Origin of the sequence: Pseudomonas sp. MF4836, from assembly GCF_002018875.1 — a bacterium.
GTDB lineage: Bacteria > Pseudomonadota > Gammaproteobacteria > Pseudomonadales > Pseudomonadaceae > Aquipseudomonas.
On the sequence record NZ_MVOL01000018.1, the window covers coordinates 57353 to 78635 of the forward strand.

A 21283-nucleotide genomic window follows, 5' to 3' on the forward strand; every position below is an offset into this window, starting at 1 on the left:
TCATCCCGTATCGAGCACCTGAGGCGACCATGCCCGAATTACCCGAAGTCGAAACCACCCGGCGCGGTATCGCGCCGCACCTGGAAGGGCAGCGTGTCAGCCGGGTGATCGTGCGCGACCGGCGCCTGCGCTGGCCGATCCCGGAAGACCTCGATGTGCGCCTCTCGGGCCAGCGCATCGTGCTGGTGGAGCGGCGCGCCAAGTACCTGCTGATCAATGCCGAAGTCGGCACCCTGATCAGCCACCTGGGCATGTCGGGCAATTTGCGGCTGGTGGAAGTCGGCTTGCCGGCGGCCAAGCATGAGCACGTGGACATCGAACTGGAGTCCGGGCTGGCCCTGCGCTACACCGACCCGCGGCGCTTTGGCGCGATGCTCTGGAGCCAGGACCCGCTCAATCACGAACTGCTGCTGCGCCTGGGGCCCGAGCCCCTGACCGACCTGTTCGATGGCGAACGCCTGTTCCAGCTGTCGCGCTCGCGCTCGATGGCGGTCAAGCCGTTCATCATGGACAACGCGGTGGTGGTCGGCGTCGGCAACATCTACGCAACCGAAGCGCTGTTCGCCGCCGGCATCGACCCGCGCCGCGAAGCCAAGAGCATTTCCCGGGCGCGCTACCTGAAGCTGGCAATCGAGATCAAACGCATCCTGGCCGCCGCCATCGAGCGTGGCGGCACCACCTTGCGCGACTTTATCGGCGGTGACGGCCAGCCGGGGTATTTCCAGCAGGAGCTGTTCGTCTACGGGCGCGGTGGGGAAAACTGCAAGGTCTGCGGCACGGGCCTGCGCGAGATCAAGCTCGGCCAGCGGGCCAGCGTCTATTGCCCGCGTTGCCAGAGCTGAGCCATTCGGCAGCTGAGGTTTTTTGCTGTGGCGAGGGAGCTTGCTCCCGCTCGGGCGCGCAGCGGCCGTAAACCCTTAACCTGCAATCCGCCTGAAGAAATAGGCGGGCGGTGATGGCGGGCTCAGCTCACGCCTTGCCGGTAATCTGCCGGTACTTTGCCATCAACTGTTCTTCAGTCTCGGGGTGTGCCTCGTCCAGCGGGATGCAGTCCACCGGGCACACTTGCTGGCACTGAGGCTCGTCATAGTGGCCAACGCATTGGGTGCACAGGTTGGGGTCGATCACGTAGATCTCTTCGCCCTGGGAGATGGCGGCGTTCGGGCACTCGGGTTCGCAGACGTCGCAATTGATGCAATCGTCGGTGATGATCAGGGACATGGGGCACTCCGGCCGGGGCGGCTGGCCCAGGCATTTGAAAAACCAATGGGCGCAATTGTGCCGCATTGGCGCCCGCAGTGCACGCGGGCGCGATGGGGGGCGCCGGGTTACTTCTTGAAGCGCAGGGTCAGCGCGTCGGCGACGACAGGATGGACGAACTTGGTGATATCACCGCCCAGGGCTGCGATTTCACGGACCAGCGTCGAGGAAATGAACGAATAACGCTCCGACGGCGTGAGGAACAGGCTCTCCACATCCGGCGCCAGTTGGCGATTCATGTTGGCCAGCTGGAACTCGTATTCGAAGTCCGAGACCGCCCGCAGGCCACGCAGGAATACGTTGGCGTTCTGCTCCTTGGCGAAGTGCGCAAGCAGCGTCGAAAAACCGACGACTTCAACGTTCGGCAGATGTTTGGTGACCTCGCGGGCCAGCTCCACACGCTGTTCCAGGGGGAATAGCGGGTTCTTCTTGGGGCTGGCGGCGACGGCAATGATCACATGGTCGAACAGGCGCGAGGCGCGTTCGACCAGATCGCCATGGCCCTTGGTAATAGGGTCGAAGGTACCTGGGTACAACACTCGGTTCATCGCGTCGTCCTGGCGGGAATCCGTTGGGGAGTCGGATGGTATCGCAGCCTTTCCGGTCGGCCAAGTCGCCTGTCACGGAAGAAAGCACTATAGACGTGGCGAATAATCAGCTTTTTCACCCGGTTTTCAAGCGTTCGGCCAGGGCCGTGGCCAGTTGCGCGGTCAGCCCATAGACCGACAACTGGGGGTTGGCGCCAATGCTGGTGGGGAACAGCGAGCCATCGTGGATCGACAGATTGGCCAATTGATGATGGCGCCCGAGGCTGTCGGTGACGGCAATTTTCGGGTTTTCGCCCATGGCGCAACCACCCATCACGTGGGCGCTGCCCAGGCGCGTGCGGTACAGCGCCAGGTCCAGGCCGTCGATCTGGGCCTTGGTCTCGGCCAGGCTCTTCGCATAGCGCGCGTCGCTGTGCAGCGGCATCACCGCCTTGGCGCCGCCGGCGAACTGGATCTCGGCCATGCTGTGGAAGGCCCGGCGCAGGCCGTCCCAGGCATAGGGCGAGACCTGATAGTCGAGCACCGGGGTGCCGTCGCCGCGCAATTCGACGTTGCCGCCCGTGCTGTCCGGGTGAAAACCGTCACGCAGCAGCGCGAGCATGGCGTGGGTGTGGGGCAGTTGTTCCATGTTCAGCGCGCTTTGCGGGCCGAAACCGCCCAGCAGGGTGCTGGCCAGCGCCGGTTGCAGTGGCGGCACTTCAAGTTTGTAGGACATTTTGCCGGTGGTGCCGTCCAGCCACTGGAAATGGTCGGAGTAGATCGACTGCGGCGCCCCGTAGAACGGGTTGATCACCTCATCGAACAGCCCCGCGGAAAAATTCACCAGGTGCAGGAAGGTACGCTTGCCCAGGCGCGAATGGGGGTCGGGTGCATCGGAGCGCAGCAGCAAGGCCGGGCTGTTGATGCCGCCGCCGGCGAGCACGTAATGCCGGGCCTTGACCGTGATGATGCGGCCGGTAGGGGCCACGCAGCGCTCGTCCATGGCCACGCATTGCAGGCCCGTGACCTGGTCGCCCTTGATCTGCAAGCGCTCGGCGCGGGCCAGGTACAACAGCTCGCCGCCGTGCTCCAGGGTGGATGGGATGGTGGTCACCAGCATCGATTGCTTGGCGTTGGTCGGGCAGCCCAGGCCGCAGTAGCCGAGGTTCCAGCAGCCGCGCACGTTGCGTGGGATCACATGCCAGCTGTAGCCGAGCTTCTCGCAACCGTTGCGGATCACGTCATTGTTGGCGTTGGGCGGCATGGCCCAGGGCGCGACCCCCAGGCGCTGCTCCATCTTTTCGAACCAGGGCGCCATGTCGCTGGCGCTGTGGCCTTTGACTTCGTGCTCGCGGGCCCAGTGTTCCAGGGTCGGGTCCGGGGTGCGAAAGCTCGAGGTCCAGTTGATCAGGGTGGTGCCGCCCACGGCACGGCCTTGAAGAATGGTGATGGCGCCGTCCTTGCTCATGCGCCCGATACCTTCCTGATAGAGGCTGGTGTAGGCCTGGTCTTCGAGCATCTTGAAATCGCTGCTGGTTTTCAGCGGCCCTTCCTCGATCAGCAAGACCTTGTAGCCGGCGGCGCTGAGGATCTCTGCAGTGGTGCCGCCGCCTGCGCCGCTGCCGATGATGGCGACGTCGGCCTCCAGGGTCAGGTCCTGCTCCAGCTGTGCGCCGTTGTAGGTTTTCCAGCCGCGGGCCAGGCCTTCGCGGAACAGATCGGGTACGGGCATATCAGGCTCTCTGTCGTTTCTTATTATGGAAGGGCGCGGCGGCAGCTACGGGGGGGCGATCAGACCTTGGGCGGGCCGGGGTAACCGCAGTGGGCCCAGGACTCGGCGCGGGTGTACCAGGCCATCATCACCAATTGCAGCAATGAGGCATGGCCCATGCGCAGCAGGGACAGCAGGCTGTTTTCCCAGCGCCCGAGGAAGTGGCGGATATCGTCGGCGCTGGCGTTTTCCCAACTGCCCCAGACCCCTGTCAGCGGGCCACGGGTAACGGCCATGCCCAGTACGTCGAACAATTGCTGGGTGAGCTTGAACATCTCCGGCGACAGGTGATTGAGGGCGTTGTCCAGGCTGGCCAGGGTGCCATCGATGGCGGCAGGCATCTTGTCGGCGGCCACGGCGCCTTCGAGCATCACCGGGATCAGCGCCCGCAGGAATGGCAGGTCGTTGCTGCGCAACATCGCAAAGCCGCTGGCCGGGGTACTGGCAGAACAGCCGCTGAGGCTGGCGCCCAGACCGGCGGTGGCGAGGAAGGCACTGGCGCAGAGGCCGATTTTCAGCAAGCCGCGCCGTGACAGCGCGGGTGATTCAGACAGGCTAGGGGTCATTGTTATTGTTATCCGGCGATCGACTGGTTAGCGGACGAACATCTTCTGAATCAGTTTCTGGATCGATTTTCCGTAGGGTGGATAAATCAGCCGGGCCGCGTTCAGCCGCTGCTTGATCAGCACGCCCTTGGCCTTGCTGAAGGTCAGGAAGCCTTCATGCCCGTGGTAGTGACCCATGCCGGACGGGCCGATGCCGCCGAAGGGCAGGTCGTCCTGGGCCACATGCAGCAGGGTGTCGTTGAGGCACACGCCACCGGAATGGGTGTGTTCGAGCACGCGGTTCTGTTCGGCCTTGTTGTAGCCGAAGTAGTACAGCGCCAACGGACGCGGCCGCTGGTTGATGTAGGCAAAGGCCTGGTCGAGGGTCTGATACGGGACGATGGGCAGGATCGGGCCGAAGATTTCATCCTGCATCACGGTCATGTCATCGCTGACATTGAGCAGCAGGCTGTGGCCCATGCGCCGTTCCTGGCCCTGGTCGAACAGCGGGATCAGCAGCGCGCCCTTGCTGGTGGCATCGCTCAGGTAGCTGTTGAGCCGCGCCACCTGGCGTTGATTGATGATCGCGGTGTAGTCGGGGTTGTCCGCCAGGGTCGGGAAGAACCCGCGCACGGCCTGGCGGTAAGCCTCGACAAAGGCGCCGATGCGCTCCTCCGGCACCAGCACGTAATCGGGGGCGACACAGGTTTGCCCGGCGTTCAGGGTCTTGCCGAAGGCGATGCGTTCGGCGGCGTCCTTGAGCGGCACGTCGCTGGAAACAATGGCCGGGGACTTGCCGCCCAGCTCCAGGGTCACCGGCGTGAGGTTTTCCGCCGCGGCGCGCATCACATGCTTGCCGATGCTGGTGGCACCGGTGAACAGCAGGTGATCGAAACGCAACTTGGAGAAGGCCATGCCCACTTCAGCCTCGCCGAGCACCACGCACACCAGGTCTTCAGGGAAAACCCGGGCCAGCAATTGCTTGAGCAACCGTCCGGTGGCCGGCGTCGATTCGCTGAGCTTGAGCATCACCCGGTTGCCGGCGGCCAGGGCGCCGACCAAGGGGCCCATGGCCAGGTACAGCGGGTAGTTCCAGGGCACGATCACCCCGATCACCCCCAGCGGTTGGTAAACCACCTTGGCCGAAGCAGGCTGGAAGGCCAGGCCGACTTTGCGCCTGGAGGGTTTCATCCAGCCCTTGAGGTGTTTACGCGCGTAATGAATGCCGTGCAGGCTCGGCATCAGCTCGGCGAGCAGGGTTTCATCGGCGCTGCGGTGGCTGAAGTCCTGGCTGATGGCCTCGATCAGTGCCTGGCGCTCGTTGCTCAGCAGCTCCAGCAGGCTCTTGAGCCATTGCTGGCGCTGGGCAGCGGGCGGCATCGGGTTGGCGGCATAAGCCTGGCGCTGGGCGCAAAACAGCTGTTGAAGCTCGTCCAGTTGCGAGTGGGATTCCTGCAGGTAGGCGATCTCGGCGGACATGAACGGCTCCGATTATTATGGGGTGGCTAGTTTTTAGAGCTTATACTCTAAATTGTCAAATGCCATCCCGGCCGGCTTTGATTTATCCCGCTTCGGATAGGTCGTAAGATGCCGGCCAGCCTTTTCAATGATTAAAGCCCAAGCCCATGGCCCCACGTATAAAAACCCGCGAACGGATTGTTCAGCACAGCCTCGACCTGTTTAACCAGAGTGGCGAGCGTAACGTCAGCACCAACCATATCGCGGCGCACATGGAGATTTCGCCGGGGAACCTGTACTACCACTTCCCGAACAAGCAGGCGATCATCGCCGTGCTCTTCGCCGAATACGAAACCCTGGTCGACAGTTTCCTGCGCCCGCCCCAGGGGCGCCCGATGACCGTTCAGGACAAGCGCTATTACTTGCAGGCACTGCTGGCCGCCATGTGGCGCTACCGCTTCCTGCACCGCGACCTCGAACACCTGCTCGACAGCGACAGCGACCTGGCTGCGCGCTATCGGCGCTTCTCCCAGCGCTGCCTGATTCAGGGCATTGCGATCTATCAGCGCTTTGTCGAAGCCGGGATCCTGCGCATGGACCGGGTGCAGATCGAGTCCCTGACCCTCAACGCCTGGATCATCCTCACGTCCTGGGTGCGTTTTCTCTGCACCACCCGGGAAAACTCCGCGCATTTGAGTGAGGAAGCCGTCAAGCGCGGGGTGTATCAGGTGCTGGTGCTGGAGGCCGGGTTTGTCACCGATCAGGCGCGGGAGGCGGTCGATGGCCTGTTCGACGAGTTTTATGTGCCACTGGCCCAGGCCTTGGAAGAAGTGCAGTAGGATCTACCACCGACTTGAATCACAGGAGCCCGCTATGCCCCTCGCGCAACTGATCAGCCCGCTTGCCCTGGACCTGCGAAAAGAGCAGCCCGGCCTGGTGATAGTGGATTGCCGTTTTGCCCTCGAAGACCCGGATTACGGGCAGCGCAGCTATGCCGAGGGGCATATTGCCGGCGCGCATTTTGCCGACCTTGAGCGTGACCTGAGCGGGCCGGTGGTCAAGGGCGTGACCGGGCGTCACCCCTTGCCGGAACCTGCGGCGTTGCAGGCGCGGTTGCAAGCCTGGGGCATCGATGCCGACAGCGACATCGTGCTCTACGACGACGGCCCTGGTTCTTATGCCGCTCGGGCCTGGTGGTTGCTGGCCTGGCTCGGCAAGCGCGAGGGCGTGTTCATTCTGGATGGTGGCCTCAAAGCCTGGCACGCCGCTGGCCTGCCCCTGAGCCTGGATGCTCCGCCGAGCACCCCGGGAAGCTTTGTCGGCAGCCCCGACCACTCGTTGCTGCTCAGTGCCGAGCAGTTGCAGCAGCGCCTGGGCCAGCCCAGCCTGACCCTGCTCGATGCCCGGGCCCAGCCGCGCTTTCGCGGTGAGGTCGAACCCATCGATCCGGTGGCCGGGCATATTCCCGGCGCGCAATGCGCGGCCTTCAGCGAAAACCTGGGCAGCGACGGGCGCTTCTTGCCGGCCGAGCAACTCAAACAGCGTTTCGCCGCGCAATTGGGCAGCCGTTCTCCGACCGATCTGGTGGCGTATTGCGGCAGCGGTGTCACCGCCTGCCACAACCTGTTTGCCCTGAGCCTGGCCGGTTATCCCCTGGGCAAGCTGTACGCCGGCTCGTGGAGCGAATGGATCAACGATCCGACGCGGGCGGTTGCCAAAGGCGACTAAGCCTCAGCCGGACCGCGAATCCGCTTGCGGTGTGCGCTGCTTCAGCCCTCCAGCAGTGCACTGCGGTACGCCGCCGGCGCCACTCCATACACCTGCTTGAATTGCCGACTGAGATGACTCTGGTCGGCAAACCCCAACTGAGTCGCCACCTCCAGCGGCAGGCAGCCCTCGCGCAACAGCGCCCGGGCCTTGGCGATACGCTGCTGCATCAGCCAGGTATGGGGTGGAATGCCGGTGGCCCGGCGGAACACCCGAGCAAAGTGGAACGGTGACAGATTCACCGCCGTCGCCAGTTCTTCCAGTGACGGTGGTGCCGCCAGCTGTGAACGCAGCAGTTCCTTGGCCTGGACGATGGCCCGGTGTTCCTGCCCCGGTGCGCCGGGCGTCTTGACCCCGGCGTGGCGCTGCAACAGCAGGAGCATCATTTCCCGCCACTGGGTCTGCTGCTGCAGGGCGGTGGCCGGGCTTTCCAGCAAGTGGTGCAGGCGGGCGAAGCCGCTGACCAGGTCACTGTCGCGGTACAGGGTCGCGCCAAACGCCGGCAGGCTGCCGCTGGGCAGCTCCAGTTCGTCGAGCAGGGTCAGGATTTGGCGGTTATCCGGATAAAACGCCCGGTACAGCCAGCCGTCCTCGGCGCCCTTGGCCCCGGTGTGCAGCTCGTCGGGGTTGATCAGCACCAGAGTGCCGCTGGCCGCCAGGTGTTCGGCGCCGCGATAGCGGTAGCGCTGGGCGCCGGCCATGATCATGCCGATCACATAGCCATCGTGCACATGGGGCACGAAACGCTGCTCGATGTAGCGCGCGGCCAGCAGTTCGACCCCGGCCAATGGCGCGGTCTGCCAGAAACGGATTGATTCGCCGCCGGAGGCTGCCATGGCTATGGGCGATCCAGGGCGGTCAGCCAGCGCGGAATGCGGCGTTCGAGGTAATAGCCGGGGCGCTTCAGTGAGCCCTCGACAAACCCCACGTGCCCGCCTTTGGCTTGCAGCTCGAAATGGGTGCAGGCCGACAGCTCGGTGGCCTGCGGCAGGCTGTGGGTGAACACGAAGGGGTCGTCGGCGGCCTGGATAATCAGGGTCGGGGTGCGGATCTCGCCGAGAAAGTAGCGACTGGAGGCGCGGCGGTAATAGTCCTCGGCATCGGCAAAACCATGCAGCGGCGCGGTGACCCGGCCGTCGAACTCCCAGAAGGTGCGCATATTCTCCAGGGAGCCCAGGCCCTCCAGGGTGGCCAGGCCTTCATGGCGCTCGTCGAGCCGGAACTGACGCTGTTTGTGCTTGATGTAGGCCAGCATCTCGCGCATGAAGTGCGCCTGGTAGACCTTGGAGAATCCCTGGCCGATACGGTCGGCGCACTGGTCCAGGCGAAACGGCACCGACACCGCCACCGCGCCCTGCAACTGGCTGGCGCTGCCGCTTTCCCCCAGGTACTTGAGCAGCACATTGCCACCCAGGGAGTAGCCCACCGCATACAGCGGCGCCAGTGGACGCTTGGCACGCAAATGGGCGATGGCGGCGGCCAGGTCTTCGCTGGCGCCGGAGTGGTAGCTGCGCGGCAGCAGGTTCGGTTCGCCCGAGCAGCCGCGCCAATTCAGCGCGGCGCTGGCCCAGCCCTGTTCGGCCAGCACTTTCTGCAGCCCGGCCACGTAAGGCGAATTGGAAGAGCCGGTCAGCCCATGCAGCACCAGCACCAGCGGGGCCTGGGCGTTATGGGGGCCATGCCAGTCGAGGTCGAGGAAGTCGCCATCGTCGAGCCAGAGGCGCTCGCGTTCGCGTTCCAGGTGTGTGGTTTTGCGCCACAGCGGGCCCCACAACGTTTGCAGGTGCGGGTTGCCGAGGCCGAAGGCGGGGGTGAAGCGATCTGACGATGTAGGCACGCTGATTCTCGATGCAGCGCTGCGCAGACGGGCTGCGCAGCGTGTTCAGGCCGGTGCTTTAACCGGCGATCTCTGCCATACGGTGCCACAACGCGTAATGCACTTGCCCGGATTTTTGTTCACGGTGCAGGCGCCAACTGGCCGGCAGGCCCAGGGTCGAGGGTGCGCTTTCGCTTTCGGTGTAGATCCAGGCCTCGGCGGCCAGCCAGTTGCGCTCTTCAAGCAGGGCGCAGGCGGTCGGCAGCAGGTTCTGGTGGAACGGTGGGTCGAGGAACACCAGGTCAAAGGCGCTGGCCGGCTGGCTTTCGAGGTAGCGCAGGGCGTCGGCGGTCTGCACCTGGCCGACGCTGCAACGCAGAGTGCCCAGGTGTTCGCGCAGGCTGGACACCGCGACGTTGCTGCTGTCCAGGGCCTGGCCCATGGCGGCGCCACGGGACAGGGCCTCAAGGAACAGCGCGCCGCTGCCGGCGAACAGGTCGAGCACCTTGGCCCCGGCAACATAGGGCGCGAGCCAGTTGAACAGGGTCTCGCGCACACGGTCCGGGGTCGGGCGCAGGCCCGGCACATCGGGGAAGCTCAGGCGCCGGCTGCGCCATTCACCGCCAATGATGCGCAGGTGGCCGACGCCGTTGTGCTGGTTGTGCACGGGTTTTTTGCTGGGACGCGATGGGCTGGCCATTAATGCTCCGGAACCCCGAGCGGTTGCTCGGCGGGTTTGTCAGTGGGGGCCGGCAACGGCTTTTGCGGGACGGTCGGGCCAGCGCTGACGATCACCATCTTGTCGGCGCTCAGGTGTTTGTTCAGGGCGGTCTTGACCTGTTCCACGGTCAGGCTCTGGGACTGCTGCATAAAGTCTTCGAGGTAGCTCAGCGGCAGGTCATAGAAGCCCATGGCCCCCAGTTGCCCGACGATGTCGGCGTTGCTGGCGGTGGACAGCGGGAAGCTGCCGGCCAGTTCACGCTTGGCGTCTTCGAGCTCTTTCTCGGTCGGGCCGGTCTTCAGGTAGTCGGCGAGCACGTCCTGCACCAGTTTCAGGGTGCCCTCGCTCATTTCGGCGCGGGTTTGCAGGTTGATCATGAACGGACCGCGGGCCTGCATCGGGGTAAAGCCCGAGTAGACGCCGTAGGTCAGGCCGCGTTTTTCGCGGACTTCGCTCATCAGCCGGGTGCCGAAGCCGCCGCCACCGAGGATCTGGTTACCCATGGACAGCGCGGCGTAATCCGGGTCGGCGCGGTCGATGCCCAGTTGGGCCAGCATCAGGTTGGTCTGGCTCGACGGAAACTCGATATGGCCGGTGCTCGCCTTGGGCTCGCTCGGTTGTGCGATCTTCGCCAGCGCCGGGCCTTTGGGCAGGGCGCTGGAGACTTGCGCGGCAATTGCCTCGGCGTCGCTGCGCGAAAGGTCGCCGACCAGGGCGATCACCACGTTGCCGGCGGCATAGGCCTTGGCGTGGAAAGCGCGCAGTTGTTCCAGGGTGATCGGCGGGATGCTCTGGGCGTTACCGTCGCTGGAGTGGGCGTAAGGGTGCTCGCCGTACAGGCGCTTCATCAGTTCCAGGCTCGCCAGCTTGCCGGGGTTCTGTTTCTGGTATTCGAAGCCCGCGAGCATCTGGTTCTTGATCCGTGCCAGGGAGTCGGCAGGGAAGGTCGGCTTGCCCACCACTTCGGCGAACAGCTTCAGTGCCGGTTCGCGTTTATCCACGGCGCTCAGGCTGCGCAGCGAGGCCACGGCCATGTCCTTGTAGGCGCCATTGCCGAAATCGGCCCCCAGGCTTTCAAAGCCCTGGGCAATCGCCCCCACATCCTTGCCGGCCACGCCTTCGTTGAGCATGGCATTGGTCAGCAGGGCCAGGCCCTGGGCCTTGCCATCCTGGCTGCTGCCGGCGGAGAAGATCAGGCGCATGTCGAACATCGGCAGTTCACGGGCTTCGACGAACAGCACCTTGGCGCCTTCGGCGGTGTTCCAGGTCTGCACGTTGAGGCTGCGGTGGCTGGGGGCCTTGCCGTCCAGTTCGGCCAGGGATTGCAGCTTCTGGCTCGACTTGGCCTGGTCCAGGGCCTCGCTGGCCTTGGAATCGCCTTGCGGGTACAGGTAGACGCCGGCGGCGCCGACCAGGGCAACGAGCACCAGGCCGATCAGGGCCGGGCGTGAGTTCTTGCGCTTACTCATGAGCGGACTCCTCAGGCAGTACGTGCGCAACGCTCAGACGTTCGCGGGTGAAGTAGGTACGGGCGGCTTTCTGGATATCTTCCGGGGTCACGCCCTGCAATTCGGCCAGTTCGGTGTCCATCAGCTTCCAGGACAGGCCGACGGTTTCCAGCTGGCCAATGGCGGTGGCCTGGCTGGTGATCGAGTCGCGCTCGAAGACCAGGCCGGCAATAACCTGAGCCCGCACGCGCTCCAGCTCCTCGGCGCTCGGCGGGGTGGTCTTCAACTGGTCCAGCAGGCGCCACAACCCGGCTTCAGCCTGGGCGATGGTCTTTTTCTTCTGGCTGTTGGGGGTTGCGGAGAGCATGAACAGGCTGTCGCCGCGGGTGTAGGCGTCGTAGTTCGACGAGCCGCCGGAGACCAGCTCTTCGCCGCGCTCCAGCTGGGTCGGAATGCGACCGCTGTAGCCGCCGTCGAGCAGGGCGGAGATCAGGCGCAGGGCATGCACCGAGCGTTTGTCTTCAGCGGTGGCGATGCTCGGCACGTTGAAGGCCAGCATCAGGCTCGGCAACTGGGTCTTCACGTGCAGGGTGATCTGCCGCTCGCCCGGCTCGGCCAGTTCCAGGGGGATCTTCGACGGTGGCACGTCACGCTTGGCGATCGGGCCGAAGTAACGCTGGGCCAGGGCTTTCACCTCGTCCGGAGTCACATCGCCGACCACCACCAGTGTGGCGTTGTTCGGCACATACCAGGACTGGTACCAGTGGCGCAGCTCCTCGACCTTCATCCGGTTGAGGTCGGCCATCCAGCCGATGGTCGGCGTGTGATAACCGCTGGCGGGGTAGGCCATGGCCTTGAACCGCTCGTAAGCCTTGGACATCGGCTTGTCGTCGGTGCGCAGACGGCGTTCTTCCTTGATCACTTCGATCTCGCGGCTGAACTCGTCGGGCGGCAGGCGCAGGCTGGCCATGCGGTCGGCTTCCAGCTCGAAGGCCACGCCCAGACGGTCGCGGGCCAGGACCTGGTAATAGGCGGTGAAGTCATCGCTGGTGAAGGCGTTTTCCTCGGCGCCGAGGTCCCGCAGGATCAGCGAGGCTTCGCCGGGGCCGACCTTTTCGCTGCCCTTGAACATCATGTGTTCCAGGGCGTGGGACAAACCGGTCTGGCCCGGGGTCTCGTAGCTGGAGCCGACCTTGTACCAGACCTGGGACACCACGACAGGCGCACGATGGTCTTCGCGCACGACGACCTTGAGGCCGTTGTCGAGGGTGAATTCATGGGTCGGTTGTGGATCGGCAGCCAGGGCTGAAAGGGGCAGACAAACTGTGCTGAGCAGCAGGCCTGCAGCGCGGCGGGCTAGAGCATTCATTCGTTTTTAAACCTGTTGGACTGCCCGCTTGGTCTTAGCCTGTACGGGCGAGGAGGTGCTAGGATACTGATCCGTTTTAGCGGCGGCCACGCCTATCGGGCCTTTGTGCTGGATCAGGTTGTATGGGTTTGCTGCGGAAGGTCGGTTTTTATCAGCTAAACTTCGCTTTTTCGCCGATTTTACCGTTCCAGTCCTGAGTGAAATCGTTCTTTGATGTGCGTGTGGGCACTTCAACAAAATGTTGCGCGTGAACAAGCTGGGTGAAACGCAGTCTGTTCTGCATCGAATATTTATTTACCGAGGCGCCACCTTGGCGCGTCGCTACCTTGAGATAGCCGTCCTCCATGTTTGGTTCCAACGACGACAAGAAGACCCCAGCCCCGGCTGGCGAGAAAAAAAGCCTGTTCGGATGGCTGCGCAAAAAACCGCAGGAAACCGTCGTCGAACAGCCGCAAGCCCTTCCTGAAGCCGCTCCCGAGCCGCTTGCCCAGCCCGCAGCAGAGGTTGAAGCGCCGGCGGCCGTGATCCTGCCGCTGGCCGAGCCGATTCTGCAGCCGGTGGCCGAACCTGCCCCTGAGCCTGCCCCCGCTGCCGAATTGCCGCTGACACCCGCCCCCGAGCACCAACCCTGGCTGACCCTGCCGGTGGCGGAAGAGCCGGTGGCCCTGGTGGAAGACGAGCAGGCCATTGATGTCAGCCCGCCGATCCCGGCCCCGGCGTCCAATGTTGCCCCTGCATTTGAACCAGAGCCGGTGCGGTCGGCGCCTGAAGCGGCGCTGCCGGAGCCGGTTGCACCGGTCTTCGTTGCCCCGCAACCTCCTGCACCTGCACCTGCACCTGCACCTGCACCTGCACCTGCACCTGTCGTTGAAGTCGTGGCCACGCCTGTGGAGGTTGCGGTCGAGCCCGAGCCCGCAGCCAGCCCGGCAGAAACCAAAGTCGGTTTCTTCGCCCGCCTGAAGCAGGGCCTGTCCAAGACCAGCGCCAGTATCGGCGAAGGCATGGCCAGCCTGTTCCTGGGCAAGAAAACCATCGATGACGAGCTGCTCGAAGACATCGAGACCCGCCTGCTGACGGCCGACGTGGGCGTTGAAGCCACTTCGGTGATCATCCAGAACCTGACCCAGAAGGTCGCGCGAAAGCAGTTGACCGACGTCGATGCGCTGTACACATCCTTGCAGGCCGAGCTGACCGCCATGCTCAAGCCGGTCGAGCAGCCGTTGCAGATCACCTCGCAGAACAAGCCGTTCGTGATCCTGGTGGTTGGCGTCAACGGCGCCGGCAAGACCACCACCATTGGCAAGCTGGCGAAGAAGCTGCAGCTGGAAGGCAAGAAAGTCATGCTGGCCGCCGGCGATACCTTCCGCGCCGCTGCCGTCGAGCAATTGCAGGTCTGGGGCGAGCGCAACAAGATCCCGGTGATTGCCCAGCACACCGGCGCCGATTCGGCTTCGGTGATCTTCGACGCCGTCCAGGCCGCCAAAGCCCGGGGCATCGATGTGCTGATCGCCGACACCGCCGGCCGCCTGCACACCAAAGACAACCTGATGGAAGAGCTGAAAAAAGTGCGCCGGGTCATCGGCAAACTGGACGCAGACGCGCCCCATGAAGTGCTGCTGGTGCTTGACGCCGGCACCGGGCAGAACGCCATCAGCCAGGCCAAGCAGTTCCACCAGACCGTGGAATTGACCGGCCTGGCCCTGACCAAGCTCGATGGCACTGCCAAAGGCGGGGTGATCTTCGCCCTGGCCAAGCAGTTCAACCTGCCGATCCGTTATATCGGGGTCGGTGAAGGCATCGATGATTTGCGTACCTTTGAAGCAGAACCCTTTGTCCAGGCACTGTTTGCCGAGCGGGAGCGTTCATGATTCGTTTCGAACAGGTCGGTAAACGCTACCCGAACGGTCACGTCGGCTTGCATGAGCTGAGCTTTCGAGTGCGACGTGGCGAGTTTCTGTTTGTCACCGGCCACTCCGGGGCCGGTAAAAGTACCTTGCTGCGCCTGCTGCTGGCCATGGAGCGCCCGACCACCGGCAAATTGCTGCTGGCCGGACAGGACCTGGGCACCATCAGCAATGCACAGATTCCTTACCTGCGCCGGCAGATCGGCGTGGTGTTCCAGAATCACCAGTTATTGTTCGATCGCACGGTGTTCAACAACGTGGCCCTGCCGCTGCAGATCCTCGGGCTGTCCAAGGCCGAGATCGCCAAGCGTGTGGACTCGGCCCTGGAGCGCGTGGCGCTGTCGGACAAGACCGATCTGTACCCCGGCGACCTCTCCACCGGCCAGCAGCAACGCGTCGGTATCGCCCGCGCCATCGTCCACCGCCCGGCCTTGCTGCTGGCGGACGAGCCCACCGGTAACCTCGACCCGCGCCTGGCCGCTGAAATCATGGGTGTGTTCGAAGACATCAACCGCCTGGGCACCAGCGTGCTGATTGCCAGTCACGACCTGGCGCTGATCGCCCGCATGCGCCATCGCATGTTGACCCTGCAACGTGGCCGATTGATCGGCGACGGGGAGGCCGGGGTATGAGTGCCACTCGCAGTCCGAAAGTTGCCGAGCGTGTGGCGCCTAAAGCCTCCGATCCGCAACCCTCGAAGAAAAAGCGCGATGAAGACGACGGCCCGGATTTCGGCACTCAGCTGCATGCCTGGATCGAAAACCACCGCGCCAGCCTGCTCGATAGCCTGCGACGCCTGGGCAAGCAGCCAATCGGCAGCTTTTTTACCTGCCTGGTGATGGCGGTGGCCCTGAGCTTGCCAATGGGCCTGTCGCTGCTGCTGAACAACGTCGAGCGCCTCGGTGGCTCGTGGCAGCGGGCGGCGCAGATTTCCCTGTACCTGCAACTCGACGCCAGCGCCACCGAAGGCGAGAAGCTCAGCGAGCAGATCAAGGGCTTGCCGGGCGTGGCGGATGCCGAGTTCATCAGCAAGGACCGCGCCCTGGAAGAGTTCCAGCAGCAGTCCGGGCTGGGCGATGCGCTCAAGGAGTTGCCGCAGAACCCGTTGCCGGGCGTGGTCCTGGTGACGCCGAATGAAGTCGACAAGGCCACCCTGGAAGCCCTGCGTCAGCGCCTGGCGGATATGCCCAAGGTGCAATTGGCGCAACTGGATCTGGTGTGGGTCGAGCGTCTGGCGGCGATCCTCAAGCTGGGCGACCGGTTTGTCTTCGGCCTGACGGTGCTGCTGGTTTCCGCATTACTTTTGGTGATAGGCAATACCATTCGTCTTCATATTGAAAACCGCCGCACAGAGATAGAAGTGATTAAACTCGTCGGCGGCACTGACAGCTATGTACGGCGTCCCTTCCTTTATATGGGCGCGTTATATGGCTTCGGTGCGGGGCTTCTGTCCTGGGGGGTGCTGGCGTTTGGCCTTGATTGGCTGAACGATGCAGTAGTCGGGCTTGCCGGTTTGTACGGCAGTGATTTTGCCCTGGCGGGTGTACCGCCCGCCGACGGTCTGTCTCTCTTGCTTGGCGCGGTGCTGTTAGGGTATATCGGTGCATGGATTGCGGTCGCTCGACACCTCAGGGAACTGGCGCCGAAGTAGTGTCTTTTTGCTTGTATTGACCTTTCAGCATTTATGGGAACTTGTTCTTCGGTTTCTGGTCAATTTTCGCAGTGCTGAACTGCACGAGTTATGTAAGTCGGAGGTTTTTTCGTATGACCACTTCTTTGCAACCTGCTTATGCCCTAGTCCCAGGCGCAAACCTGGAAGCCTATGTGCACACCGTGAACAGCATTCCATTGCTGACACCGGAGCAGGAGCGTGAACTGGCCGAGAGTCTCTACTATGAGCAGGATCTTGGGGCGGCTCGGCAGATGGTGCTCGCCCACCTGCGTTTTGTTGTACATATCGCCCGTAGCTATTCCGGCTACGGTCTGGCCCAGGCTGACCTGATTCAGGAAGGCAATGTGGGCCTGATGAAAGCGGTCAAACGCTTCAACCCGGAAATGGGTGTGCGCCTGGTGTCCTTTGCCGTGCACTGGATCAAGGCGGAAATTCACGAGTTCATCCTGCGCAACTGGCGCATCGTGAAAGTCGCGACCACCAAGGCCCAGCGCAAGCTGTTCTTCAATCTGCGCAGCCAGAAGAAACGTCTGGCCTGGCTGAACAATGAAGAAGTGCATCGTGTGGCGGAAAGCCTCGGCGTCGAGCCGCGGGAAGTGCGCGAGATGGAAAGTCGCCTGACTGGCCAGGACATGGCGTTCGACCCAGCCGCCGAAGCGGATGACGACAGCGCGTTCCAGTCGCCAGCCAACTACCTGGAAGACCACCGCTACGACCCGGCGCGGCAACTGGAGGATGCGGATTGGAGCGACAACTCCAACCACAACCTGCACGAAGCCCTGGAAGTACTGGACGACCGCAGCCGCGATATCCTCTACCAGCGCTGGCTGGCAGAAGAGAAAGCCACGCTGCACGACCTGGCGCAGAAGTACAACGTGTCGGCCGAGCGGATTCGTCAGCTTGAGAAAAGCGCGATGAACAAGCTGAAGCTGTCGATTGCGGCGTAAGCCCTGGCGCAATAAAAAACGCCCCGGTCATTGATCGGGGCGTTTTTGTTTGTGGGCGAGGGTCATCCTCATGGCCTTGGGTTACTGCTCCCAGGGCGCCTTGCGCGTGGTGTTGAGGCCGTTGAGGTAATCGACGCCGCCCAGTTGGCTCATCTGCCGGCGAATCCAGCCTGCTCGCTGCGACACATAAGTGGTCGGGTGACTGGCGCTCCAGACTCGCGGGTTGGGCAGCACAGCGGCCAGCAGGCTGGCCTGCTGGCGTGACAGCGAACCTGCGCCGATGCCGAAGTGATGACGCGCCGCGGCTTCAGCGCCAAACACACCTTCATCCCACTCCACACTATTGAGGTACACCTCGAGAATTCGCTGCTTGGGCCAGAAAATCTCGATCAGCCCGGTAAACCAGGCTTCCAGCCCCTTGCGCAGCCAGCTGCGCCCGGACCACAGAAACAGGTTCTTCGACACCTGCTGGCTCAAGGTGCTGGCGCCGCGAATCGAGCCGCCACGTTCGTTATGGGCGAACGCCGCCTGAATGGCGCCTATATCGAAACCCCAGTGCTCGGAGAACTTCTGGTCCTCACCGGCAATGACCGCCACCTTGAGGTCGTCGGAGATCTCGGCCCAGGGTTTCCAGGTGCGTTGCAGGTCAATGGGCTCGCCGTCGACCCAGGATTCGATCTTGCGCTCGATCATCAGCGCCGTGCCGGGGGGCGGCACCACGCGAAATACCAGCACCAGCAGAACGCTGCCGCCTGCGAACCAGAGCAGGGCTTTTGTGACGCGACGGAAAAGTAAACGCAGCATAGAGATGGCTTGGCCGAACCCGTTGAGCGGGCCATTATACAGACCCTGCCCGATGATTCTGACTGGAGTTCCTCATGCTGCGTGGCTTCCTGATGCTGGCTGCCTTTTTCGGCTTTACCGGCGTCGCCCTCGGCGCCTTTGCCGCCCACGGCCTGAAAAACCGCCTGAGTGCCGAATACCTGGCGATTTTCCACACCGGCGTCACTTACCAACTGGTGCATACCCTGGCCCTGTTCGGCGTGGCCCTGCTGGCCGCGCATATTCCCGGGCGTCTGGTGAGCTGGGCCGGAATCTCGTTCGTGGTCGGCATTTTGCTGTTCTCCGGCAGCCTGTATCTGCTGACCCTGACCGGCGTCAGCAAGCTGGGAATCGTCACCCCGTTTGGCGGCCTGGCCTTCCTGGTGGGCTGGTTTTTCCTCGGCCTTGCCGCCTGGCGCATGCAGCTTGCCGTCTGACGCTTGTAGCTGACCTTTGGGGCTCGATCGGGCTAGAATGCTGGCCCCTAAAAATGATGGCGGCCTTGAGCATGCGCATTCAGTTGAACGGTGAGCCCTTTGAATTGCCCGACGGTGCAACTGTCGCGGCCCTGCTGATCCGTCTGGACCTGACCGGACGCCGGATTGCGGTCGAACTCAACCAGGACATCGTTCCGCGCAGCCAGCACGCCGAGACCTCCCTCAATGAAGGCGATCAGGTCGAAGTGGTGCACGCCATTGGCGGCGGCTAGCCGTTAAGGTCCGACCCGCGCACCCCAGAATTCTGCAAGAACCTCACCCCAACAGAGGATTTCCGATGAGCAATGTTCGCAGTGACAAGCCCTTCGTCCTGGCCGGTCGTACCTACCAGTCGCGACTGCTGGTAGGCACCGGCAAGTACCGTGACATGGAAGAAACCCGCCTGGCCATCGAGGCCTCGGGCGCCGAGATCGTCACCGTTGCCGTGCGTCGTACCAACATCGGGCAAAACCCGGGTGAGCCGAACCTGCTGGATATCCTGCCGCCGGATCGCTACACCATCCTGCCCAATACCGCTGGTTGCTATGACGCGGTTGAAGCGGTGCGCACCTGTCGCCTGGCCCGTGAGCTGCTCGACGGCCACAACCTGGTGAAGCTCGAAGTCCTGGCCGACCAGAAGACCCTGTTCCCCAACGTCCTGGAAACCCTCAAGGCTGCCGAAGTGCTAGTCAAGGAAGGGTTCGACGTGATGGTCTACACCAGCGATGACCCGATCATCGCCCGCCAGCTGGCGGAAATGGGCTGCATCGCGGTCATGCCGCTGGCGGGCCTGATCGGCACCGGCCTGGGGATCTGCAACCCGTACAACCTGCAGATCATCCTCGAAGAAGCCAAGGTTCCGGTGCTGGTGGATGCCGGCGTCGGCACCGCTTCCGACGCCACCATCGCCATGGAGCTGGGCTGCGAGGCGGTGCTGATGAACTCGGCCATCGCCCACGCGCAACAGCCGATCCTGATGGCCGAAGCCATGAAACACGCGATTGTCGCGGGCCGCCTGGCGTACCTCGCCGGTCGCATGCCGAAGAAACTCTATGCCAGCGCCTCCTCGCCGCTGGATGGTCTGATCAAGTAAGAGCCATTGATGACTGAATCAAACGACACGCCTATCCAGCCGCAAGAAGGCGAAGAACGCCAACACCGCCGCATCAAGAGCTTCGTGATGCGCGCCGGGCGCATGACCGAAGGCCAGCAGAAAGGCCTGGAACAGGGCGCGCCGCTGTTTGTGCTGCCCCTGGCCGATGCGCCGGTGGACTTCGACCAGGTGTTCGGCCGCTCCGCGCCGCGCTCCCTGGAAATCGGCTTCGGCATGGGCCACTCGCTGCTGGAAATGGCTGCCGCCTCGCCAGAGCAGGACTTCATTGGCGTCGAGGTGCACCGTCCGGGTGTCGGTGCGTTGCTCAATGGCGTGCTGACTCAAGGCTTGACCAACCTGCGGGTCTACGATTGCGACGCGATCGAAGTGCTCAACCGCTGCATCGCCGACAACAGCCTCGATCGCCTGATGCTGTTTTTCCCCGATCCGTGGCACAAGAGCCGCCATCACAAGCGGCGCATCGTCCAGGCCTCGTTCGCGGAGCTGGTGCGCAGCAAACTTAAGGTAGGCGGCATCCTGCACATGGCCACCGACTGGGAACCCTACGCCGAGTACATGCTGGAAGTGATGGACGTCGCGCCGGGCTACCGCAATCTGGCCGAAGACGGTAAATGCGTGCCGCGCCCGGCCGAACGCCCGATCACCAAGTTCGAACGCCGCGGCGAGCGCCTGGGGCATGGGGTGTGGGATCTGAAGTTTGAAAAGCTGAACTGAACAGCTTGAGTGGATCAGGCTCCCTTGCCACAAGGGAGCCGCTTTCCTACAGGGGTTTGATAAAGCTCACCGGCACCTGCTCGGTCAGCCACACCCCATTCTCCGCCTGATAGAACGTGAAGCCCTGGGCCTGCATGTCTTGCGCGGCAATCTGCAAAATCACCACCTTGCCGTAACGCTGGCCCACGGCGCTGGCGGTTTCCAGATCCTGAGACAGGTGCACGTGATGACGTGAACCCGGGATCAGCCCCTTCTGATTGATCGACTCCATGAACCGCGTGGCAGTGCCGTGGTAGAGGATCGCGGGTGGCTGTCTGGCTTCGAGCTGCAGTTGCACGTCTTTGTTGGAGTGGCCTTGGACGGCGCGGATGCGCTGGCCATCGGCCGACAGGGAAAAGCGCTTCTTGTCGTTGCTGTCGACCACCTGCGCGATCAGTTCCCGACTCAGTTGCCGCCCGTCCCGGGCCGCGCCGCTGATCAGTGCGTCGATATCGCCCCAGCCTTCAGTGTCCAGTTCAAGTCCTATGGCCTGGGGCTCATGGCGCAGCACGTAGCTGAGAAACTTGCTGGTTTCATCGATGACTTTCTTGCTCATATTCATCCTTGTTTGCGAACCCGGCTCAGCGGCGATCCGCCACCACCCCGATCAGCACCAGCACCACCAGCAGCACCGGCGCCAGGCTGTAATTGTTGAATTGACTCAGGCCACGAATGATCCAGGGCGTGGCGTAGATCAGCGCCAGGCCGCTGCCGATCATGCACAGCAGGGCCATCAATGGCACACGCAGGGCGCCGGCCAGGCCGCCCAGGCGTTGCTCGACCCAGCCCTTGATGTCGGCGCCAAACAGCACCAGCAGGCAGCCCACCAGTGCCAGGGCGATTTCCGAGAGGTTGCTGCGACTCCAGCGGGACACCGTGGCGAGCAGATCGAGTACCAGATCCATGGGGTTTC

The 21283-nt window shown here is 63.4% G+C and carries 25 protein-coding genes; 11 read left to right on the forward strand and 14 right to left on the reverse strand.

Going from position 1 to position 21283, the window contains the following annotated elements; all coding sequences use genetic code 11:
* The first annotated feature begins 29 nt into the window (after nucleotides 1-29).
* Nucleotides 30-842 (forward strand): bifunctional DNA-formamidopyrimidine glycosylase/DNA-(apurinic or apyrimidinic site) lyase, encoded by an 813-nt coding sequence (mutM, locus tag MF4836_RS30695; RefSeq protein ID WP_020295839.1) that lies wholly within the window; start codon nucleotides 30-32, stop codon nucleotides 840-842.
* 127 nt (nucleotides 843-969) lie between these two features.
* On the opposite strand, the gene MF4836_RS30700 is transcribed toward mutM, so the two are convergent.
* From MF4836_RS30700 to MF4836_RS30720, 5 genes are all read right to left on the reverse strand, one after another.
* Nucleotides 970-1221, reverse strand: a complete 252-nt coding sequence (locus tag MF4836_RS30700) for a YfhL family 4Fe-4S dicluster ferredoxin (RefSeq protein WP_020295838.1) — start codon at nucleotides 1219-1221, stop codon at nucleotides 970-972.
* A 107-nt stretch (nucleotides 1222-1328) separates the two neighbouring features.
* Nucleotides 1329-1808, reverse strand: a complete 480-nt coding sequence (gene coaD, locus MF4836_RS30705; protein ID WP_008019993.1) for a pantetheine-phosphate adenylyltransferase — start codon at nucleotides 1806-1808, stop codon at nucleotides 1329-1331.
* 115 nt (nucleotides 1809-1923) lie between these two features.
* On the reverse strand, nucleotides 1924-3519 hold the full coding sequence (locus MF4836_RS30710; protein ID WP_078473512.1) for a GMC family oxidoreductase: 1596 nt from the start codon (nucleotides 3517-3519) through the stop codon (nucleotides 1924-1926).
* Nucleotides 3520-3578: 59 nt separating this feature from the next.
* A complete protein-coding gene (locus tag MF4836_RS30715; protein WP_043228798.1) occupies nucleotides 3579-4124 on the reverse strand; it encodes a hypothetical protein in 546 nt (181 codons plus the stop codon).
* A 27-nt stretch (nucleotides 4125-4151) separates the two neighbouring features.
* On the reverse strand, nucleotides 4152-5582 hold the full coding sequence (locus MF4836_RS30720; RefSeq protein WP_078473513.1) for a coniferyl aldehyde dehydrogenase: 1431 nt from the start codon (nucleotides 5580-5582) through the stop codon (nucleotides 4152-4154).
* A 146-nt stretch (nucleotides 5583-5728) separates the two neighbouring features.
* Here MF4836_RS30720 and MF4836_RS30725 point away from each other — a divergent pair, with 146 nt between their 5' ends.
* Entirely contained in the window at nucleotides 5729-6400 is a 672-nt protein-coding gene (locus MF4836_RS30725) for a TetR/AcrR family transcriptional regulator (RefSeq protein WP_020295834.1), read from the forward strand.
* A 34-nt stretch (nucleotides 6401-6434) separates the two neighbouring features.
* On the forward strand, nucleotides 6435-7289 hold the full coding sequence (locus MF4836_RS30730; RefSeq protein WP_078473514.1) for a sulfurtransferase: 855 nt from the start codon (nucleotides 6435-6437) through the stop codon (nucleotides 7287-7289).
* A 41-nt stretch (nucleotides 7290-7330) separates the two neighbouring features.
* Here MF4836_RS30730 and MF4836_RS30735 read toward each other — a convergent pair whose 3' ends face one another.
* From MF4836_RS30735 to MF4836_RS30760, 6 genes are all read right to left on the reverse strand, one after another.
* The gene (locus MF4836_RS30735; protein WP_078473515.1) at nucleotides 7331-8164 is read right to left on the reverse strand and encodes an AraC family transcriptional regulator; all 834 of its coding nucleotides are present in this window, start codon (nucleotides 8162-8164) and stop codon (nucleotides 7331-7333) included.
* Between the two features lie 2 nt (nucleotides 8165-8166).
* On the reverse strand, nucleotides 8167-9165 hold the full coding sequence (locus tag MF4836_RS30740) for a hydrolase (protein WP_078473516.1): 999 nt from the start codon (nucleotides 9163-9165) through the stop codon (nucleotides 8167-8169).
* Between the two features lie 58 nt (nucleotides 9166-9223).
* Nucleotides 9224-9844, reverse strand: coding sequence for a 16S rRNA (guanine(966)-N(2))-methyltransferase RsmD (gene rsmD, locus MF4836_RS30745; protein WP_078473517.1), 621 nt, complete (start codon nucleotides 9842-9844; stop codon nucleotides 9224-9226).
* Nucleotides 9844-11334: a M16 family metallopeptidase gene (locus MF4836_RS30750; RefSeq protein WP_078473518.1), complete on the reverse strand. Its 1491-nt coding sequence runs from the start codon at nucleotides 11332-11334 to the stop codon at nucleotides 9844-9846. Before MF4836_RS30750 ends, rsmD begins: the two co-directional genes overlap by 1 nt.
* Nucleotides 11327-12682, reverse strand: a complete 1356-nt coding sequence (locus tag MF4836_RS30755) for a M16 family metallopeptidase (protein ID WP_078473519.1) — start codon at nucleotides 12680-12682, stop codon at nucleotides 11327-11329. Before MF4836_RS30755 ends, MF4836_RS30750 begins: the two co-directional genes overlap by 8 nt.
* 151 nt (nucleotides 12683-12833) lie before the next feature.
* Nucleotides 12834-13028 (reverse strand): hypothetical protein, encoded by a 195-nt coding sequence (locus tag MF4836_RS30760; RefSeq protein ID WP_078473520.1) that lies wholly within the window; start codon nucleotides 13026-13028, stop codon nucleotides 12834-12836.
* On the opposite strand from MF4836_RS30760, the gene ftsY reads away from it, so the two are divergent.
* The 4 genes from ftsY to rpoH all read left to right on the forward strand — a co-directional run bounded on the left by ftsY (nucleotide 13027) and on the right by rpoH (nucleotide 17205).
* Nucleotides 13027-14550 carry a signal recognition particle-docking protein FtsY gene (ftsY, locus tag MF4836_RS30765; RefSeq protein WP_078473521.1) on the forward strand — a complete coding sequence of 508 codons (1524 nt, stop codon included), beginning with the start codon at nucleotides 13027-13029 and terminating at the stop codon, nucleotides 14548-14550. The two genes, MF4836_RS30760 and ftsY, sit on opposite strands and share 2 nt — an antisense overlap.
* On the forward strand, nucleotides 14547-15218 hold the full coding sequence (gene ftsE, locus MF4836_RS30770) for a cell division ATP-binding protein FtsE (RefSeq protein ID WP_020295825.1): 672 nt from the start codon (nucleotides 14547-14549) through the stop codon (nucleotides 15216-15218). Before ftsY ends, ftsE begins: the two co-directional genes overlap by 4 nt.
* Complete coding sequence (ftsX, locus tag MF4836_RS30775) at nucleotides 15215-16237, forward strand: permease-like cell division protein FtsX (protein ID WP_020295824.1); 1023 nt, start codon at nucleotides 15215-15217, stop codon at nucleotides 16235-16237. Before ftsE ends, ftsX begins: the two co-directional genes overlap by 4 nt.
* 113 nt (nucleotides 16238-16350) lie before the next feature.
* Nucleotides 16351-17205, forward strand: coding sequence for an RNA polymerase sigma factor RpoH (gene rpoH, locus MF4836_RS30780; protein WP_020295823.1), 855 nt, complete (start codon nucleotides 16351-16353; stop codon nucleotides 17203-17205).
* An 81-nt stretch (nucleotides 17206-17286) separates the two neighbouring features.
* Here rpoH and mtgA read toward each other — a convergent pair whose 3' ends face one another.
* Entirely contained in the window at nucleotides 17287-18009 is a 723-nt protein-coding gene (mtgA, locus tag MF4836_RS30785; RefSeq protein WP_020295822.1) for a monofunctional biosynthetic peptidoglycan transglycosylase, read from the reverse strand.
* Nucleotides 18010-18083: 74 nt separating this feature from the next.
* Here mtgA and MF4836_RS30790 point away from each other — a divergent pair, with 74 nt between their 5' ends.
* From MF4836_RS30790 to trmB, 4 genes are all read left to right on the forward strand, one after another.
* A complete protein-coding gene (locus tag MF4836_RS30790; protein WP_078473522.1) occupies nucleotides 18084-18464 on the forward strand; it encodes a DUF423 domain-containing protein in 381 nt (126 codons plus the stop codon).
* A 71-nt stretch (nucleotides 18465-18535) separates the two neighbouring features.
* On the forward strand, nucleotides 18536-18736 hold the full coding sequence (thiS, locus tag MF4836_RS30795; protein ID WP_161955775.1) for a sulfur carrier protein ThiS: 201 nt from the start codon (nucleotides 18536-18538) through the stop codon (nucleotides 18734-18736).
* Between the two features lie 65 nt (nucleotides 18737-18801).
* Nucleotides 18802-19596, forward strand: coding sequence for a thiazole synthase (locus MF4836_RS30800; protein ID WP_078473523.1), 795 nt, complete (start codon nucleotides 18802-18804; stop codon nucleotides 19594-19596).
* 9 nt (nucleotides 19597-19605) lie between these two features.
* The gene (gene trmB, locus MF4836_RS30805; RefSeq protein WP_078473524.1) at nucleotides 19606-20331 is read left to right on the forward strand and encodes a tRNA (guanosine(46)-N7)-methyltransferase TrmB; all 726 of its coding nucleotides are present in this window, start codon (nucleotides 19606-19608) and stop codon (nucleotides 20329-20331) included.
* 46 nt (nucleotides 20332-20377) lie between these two features.
* On the opposite strand, the gene MF4836_RS30810 is transcribed toward trmB, so the two are convergent.
* Together MF4836_RS30810 and MF4836_RS30815 are read right to left on the reverse strand one after the other, a co-directional pair.
* Complete coding sequence (locus MF4836_RS30810) at nucleotides 20378-20926, reverse strand: RNA 2'-phosphotransferase (RefSeq protein WP_078473525.1); 549 nt, start codon at nucleotides 20924-20926, stop codon at nucleotides 20378-20380.
* 25 nt (nucleotides 20927-20951) lie between these two features.
* A complete protein-coding gene (locus MF4836_RS30815; RefSeq protein WP_020295816.1) occupies nucleotides 20952-21275 on the reverse strand; it encodes a DUF3392 domain-containing protein in 324 nt (107 codons plus the stop codon).
* Between the last annotated feature and the right edge of the window lie 8 nt (nucleotides 21276-21283).